The organism is Arthrobacter sp. SAFR-179 (assembly GCF_059414945.1).
This window is the reverse complement of the sequence record NZ_JBPFDM010000023.1, coordinates 1-4487: the sequence shown is the minus strand read 5'-3', so window position 1 is coordinate 4487 and position 4487 is coordinate 1. Positions and strand designations below refer to the sequence as shown.

The 4487-nt window shown below is 66.7% G+C and carries 2 protein-coding genes; both read left to right on the top strand.

Annotated features, from left to right (window positions below; all coding sequences use genetic code 11):
• Positions 1-140: 140 nt before the first annotated feature.
• Positions 141-1148: a LacI family DNA-binding transcriptional regulator gene (locus ACR65K_RS20580; protein WP_440154738.1), complete on the top strand. Its 1008-nt coding sequence runs from the start codon at positions 141-143 to the stop codon at positions 1146-1148.
• Positions 1149-1243: 95 nt separating this feature from the next.
• Positions 1244-4276 (top strand): glycoside hydrolase family 2 TIM barrel-domain containing protein, encoded by a 3033-nt coding sequence (locus ACR65K_RS20575; RefSeq protein ID WP_440154736.1) that lies wholly within the window; start codon positions 1244-1246, stop codon positions 4274-4276.
• The last annotated feature ends 211 nt before the right edge of the window (positions 4277-4487 follow it).

Here is a 4487-nt window from a genome sequence, read left to right as displayed (position 1 = left end):
TGGTACTGCACCCGGGAGGGTGTGGGAGAGTAGGTCACCGCCGGACACACATTAATGGTCGAGGCCCCAACCAGCACCTGGTTGGGGCCTCCCACATTTAACAAAGCACCTAGATTTAACACCGCCTAGACTTACGGTTTATGACTCCCCGAACCCCCAGCCCCAGGGGCCGTCGTGCCACCATCCTGGATGTGGCTGCCGCCGCAGGCGTGTCACGCCAGACTGTTACCCGGGCCATGAATGACATGGCAGGCATCAGCGCCGGGACGCGGGAGCGGGTCCAGAAGCTCGCTGCCGAGATGGGTTACAGCCCCAGCCGATTCGCGAAAGGCCTTGTCCAAGGTGCACGGATCTCTGTGGGCCTCGCCATCCCTGACCTGACCAACCCCTACTTCCCCGCCTTTGCCTCGAGTGTTGTGGAGGCTGCCACGGAGCGGGGCTGGAACGTTGTGGTGGACGACTACGGGCACGGAACAGGCAGCGCGGTGGACGCCGCGGCCCGGCTTGCGCCCCAGGTCGATGCGCTGATCGGATACCTGGCTCCCCACCCGGATGAGGCGCAGGCACTGATGGGCCGGCGCCCCGTCGTCGCCCTGGACTCCCCGGTCGCCGGCACCGCCGGCGGGATCTCCTTTGACTACCACCATGCAGCCCGGCTCGCCCTCACCCATCTTGTTTCCCGCGGGTGCCGCAGCATTGTCTTCCTGGACTCGGACCAGGGTGGCCCGTCCGACAGCCGGGGCGCCGCTGCAGCTGCCGTGGCGGCGGAGGCAGGCATCCACCTTGCCCGCTTACAGGCGCACCCATCCGCGGCGGCGGCGACGTCGGCTGTGGCTCTCCTCTTCGCGGGGAATGAACGTCCTGATGGCATTCTGGCCTTCAATGACCTGATGGCAGCCGGCGCGTTGAAGGCATTGCAGGAGTCAGGCATCCCGGTCCCCGGCGACTGTGCCGTCATCGGCATGGACGGAATACCGCTCGGAGAGCTCCTTACGCCTGAGCTGAGCACCCTTTCGCTGGACCTGCGCGCAGTGGGCCGCGCCGCCGTCGGCCTCCTGGATGGTTTGCTCACGGGCGCCATCCAGGACCGCAGCCCCGAGGCCCACCTGACCCTGCGGCACCAGCTGATCCTCAGGCAATCCGCCTGACCCCTACCCAAAGCGGGAGTCAGCGCCTAGGCTTTAAGGCTAGCGCGTGAACGTTCACGCAGCTCCTCAATATAGTCTCCCCGCTAGGAAAATCCATGCCAGCCCACACCCCCGCCGCAACTGGCGGCCCCCAGTCCGCTCCGGCCGCCACAAATTCCTTCCGCAGCCTCGATCTCGCCGCGGCCGATGCCGCTGAACTGGCCTCCCTCGGTCCCGGCCGGGGAGCACTTCCGGCGCGGGCGTACCTGGACTCAGATGCACCCCGGCTCTCACTCAACGGGGAATGGCAGTTCCGCCTGAGCCCGGGAATCCGGACGGCCCCCAACGACGGGTGGCAGGACGGCAGGGGCCTCTCCGGTTTCACCCCCCTGCCGGTTCCCTCCAGCTGGAACATGCATGGGCACGGCTCGCCGGCCTACACCAACGTCCAGTTCCCGTTCGCGGTGGAACCGCCCTATGCTCCGGACGCCAATCCCATTGGGGACCACCTGGTGACCTTTGACGCCGGCCCGGAGTTCTTCCCGAGGGCCCTGCTGCGCTTCGATGGAATCGACTCGGCCGGGACCGTCTGGCTGAACGGAGTGGAGCTCGGGACCACCCGCGGGAGCCGGCTGGCCCACGAATTCGACGTCTCCGGCATCCTGGCGGAGGGAGCCAATACACTGGCCGTGCGGGTGGCCCAGTTCTCTGCCGCGAGCTATGTAGAGGACCAGGACATGTGGTGGCTGCCGGGCATCTTCCGGGACGTCACCCTGCAGGCCCGGCCGGAGGACGGGATCGATGATGTCTTTGCCCACGCCGGATATGACCCCGCAACGGGCGAAGGCACGCTCCGTGTGGAGGTGAGCCGGGCGGGGAAGGCGATTGACGCCGTCGTGCGTGTCCCGGACCTTGGCCTTGAACTGCCTGCGGGCGTGGAACACCATATCCCCGCCGTGGAGCCATGGTCTGCCGAGATCCCGCGACTCTACAACGCGACGGTGAGCACCCCCGGGGAGACTATTGCCCTGCAGCTGGGTTTCCGCAGCATCGTCATCGAGGACGCCCAGTTCAAGGTCAACGGCCGCCGGATCCTGCTCCGGGGAGTGAACCGCCACGAGCACCATCCCAGGCTGGGCCGTGTGGTGCCGCGGGACGTGGTGGAGGCGGAGCTGCGCCTGATGAAGCAGCACAACATCAATGCCATCCGGACATCGCACTACCCGCCGCACCCGGAATTCCTGGCACTGGCAGACCGGCTCGGCTTTTACGTGGTCCTTGAATGCGACCTCGAGACGCACGGCTTCCACAGCGCCGGCTGGGCACAGAACCCCAGCGATGATCCGCAGTGGGAAGAGGCCCTGCTGGACCGGATGCGGCGCACCGTTGAGCGCGACAAGAACCATCCATCGGTGACCATGTGGTCCCTGGGCAACGAGGCCGGCACCGGCCGGAACCTTGCGGCGATGTCGCGCTGGACCAAGGACCGTGACCCCTCCCGCCCCATCCACTACGAGGGCGACTGGTCCTCACCGGACGTGGACGTCTACTCCCGGATGTATGCCAGCCAGGCCGAGACGGCACTCATCGGCCAGGGCATTGAGCCGCCGCTTGAGGACGCGGGACTGGATGCGCGGCGCCGTGCCATGCCGTTCGTGTTGTGCGAATACGTCCACGCGATGGGGAACGGACCGGGCGGCATGAGTGAATACCAGGACCTCTTCAACAAGTATCCGCGCCTGATGGGCGGCTTCGTCTGGGAGTGGCTGGAGCACGGGATCCTTGTTCCCTCGCCGGGCGGCGGCGAGCACTTCGCCTACGGCGGGGACTTTGGCGAGGAAGTCCACGACGGCAACTTCGTCACGGACGGGCTGGTGGACGCCAACCGGAAACCCCGCCCCGGGCTGTTGGATTTCAAGAAGGTCATCGAGCCGCTGCGCATCGACATTTCGCCGTCATGGGACAGTTTCACCCTTCGGAACGGGCAGGACTTCGCGGATACCTCTGCCTTCCGCTTTCAGTACAAGGTGGCGGACGACGGCGGCACGCGGCTGGAGGGAACGGTGGCGCTTGCGCCGCTGGCGGCGCAGTCGACGGCTGCCGCGGAACTGCCGGCGGAGGTTGCCGGGTACGTAGCGGGGCAGCCGCAGGACCGGACCGCGGTGCTCACCGTGAGCGCTGTGCTGGCCACGGACACCGGCTGGGCGGCTGCCGGCCACGAGGTTTCCTGGGGGCAGGCTGTCAGGTTCGCTTCTCCAGGCGCGGGAGTGCAGGCTGAGGACCTGGTGGAGGCCGGGGATGACGAACTCCGGCTGGGGACCGCGGTGTTCAACCGGGCCACCGGGATGCCAACGTCTATTGGCGGGCTTTCCGTGGAAAAGTTCGGCCTGATCCTTTGGTGGCCCCCGACCGACAACGACCTTGGCCGGGAGTGGGGAGGCCCGGACGAACGGCCCCTTGCAACCCAGTGGAGGGACGCGGGACTCGACCGGCTGCACACCCGGCTGCTGGGCATCCGTGCGGAGTCTTCTCCCGACGGCGGCGAGCACCTCCGCGTCAGCACGCGCCTGGGTGCCGCCGACAAACAGTTCGGTCTGCTGGTGGACTATGTGTGGACCAGCAGCTCCGGCTCCCTCGCTCTTCGGACACAGGTCAGGCCGGTGGGGGAATGGGTCAACGCGGGCTTCGAGGTGGAATGGGCGCGGATCGGACTGGAGCTGGTGCTGGACTCACAGACCACCAGCGTGCAGTGGTTTGGTCAGGGCCCCCACCAGAGTTACCCGGACACCGGCCAGGGTGCGCGTACGGGGTGGTTTGAGCTTCCCCTCGGCGGACTGGATGTCGAGTACGTCCGTCCCCAGGAGTCGGGAGCCCGGTCCGGCGTACGGTCCGCTGTCCTCCAGACCGCCGGCAGGGAACTGCACATTTCCGGCGAGCCCTTTGCCCTGACGGTAAGGCCCTACAGCTTGCAGGCTCTGAATGCCGCCACCCACAGGCCGGATCTGGTGCCCGACGGACGGAGCTACATCTACGTGGACCATGCCATGAGGGGTGTTGGCACTGCGGCATGCGGGCCCGGCGTGCTGGAGCCATACTGGCTCAAGCCCCGGCAGGCTGACTTCGAAGTTGCCCTGACGGTGCTGGCATAGCCTCATTTGGCTCCTTGTCAGATGTGAGCCACTCCATAGAAGCAGTAAACCCCTCCTGGCAGGCGGATGTGGCCTGACGGTACCCCCAAGAACCGCGGATTTCCGGGGTTCTTGGGGGTATGGGAGCCTTTGGTGGGTCGATTTGCGGTGGGGGTTGTGTGCGGGTATTGTTTTCTGAGTCGCCGCCGCTGAAGCGGAAAGATAGCGGCCA

Coding starts and splice junctions, on each gene's coding strand:
- ACR65K_RS20580 (WP_440154738.1), top strand. CDS start 141: ATGACTCCCCGAACCCCCAGCCCCAGGGGCCGTCGTGCCACCATCCTG.
- ACR65K_RS20575 (WP_440154736.1), top strand. CDS start 1,244: ATGCCAGCCCACACCCCCGCCGCAACTGGCGGCCCCCAGTCCGCTCCG.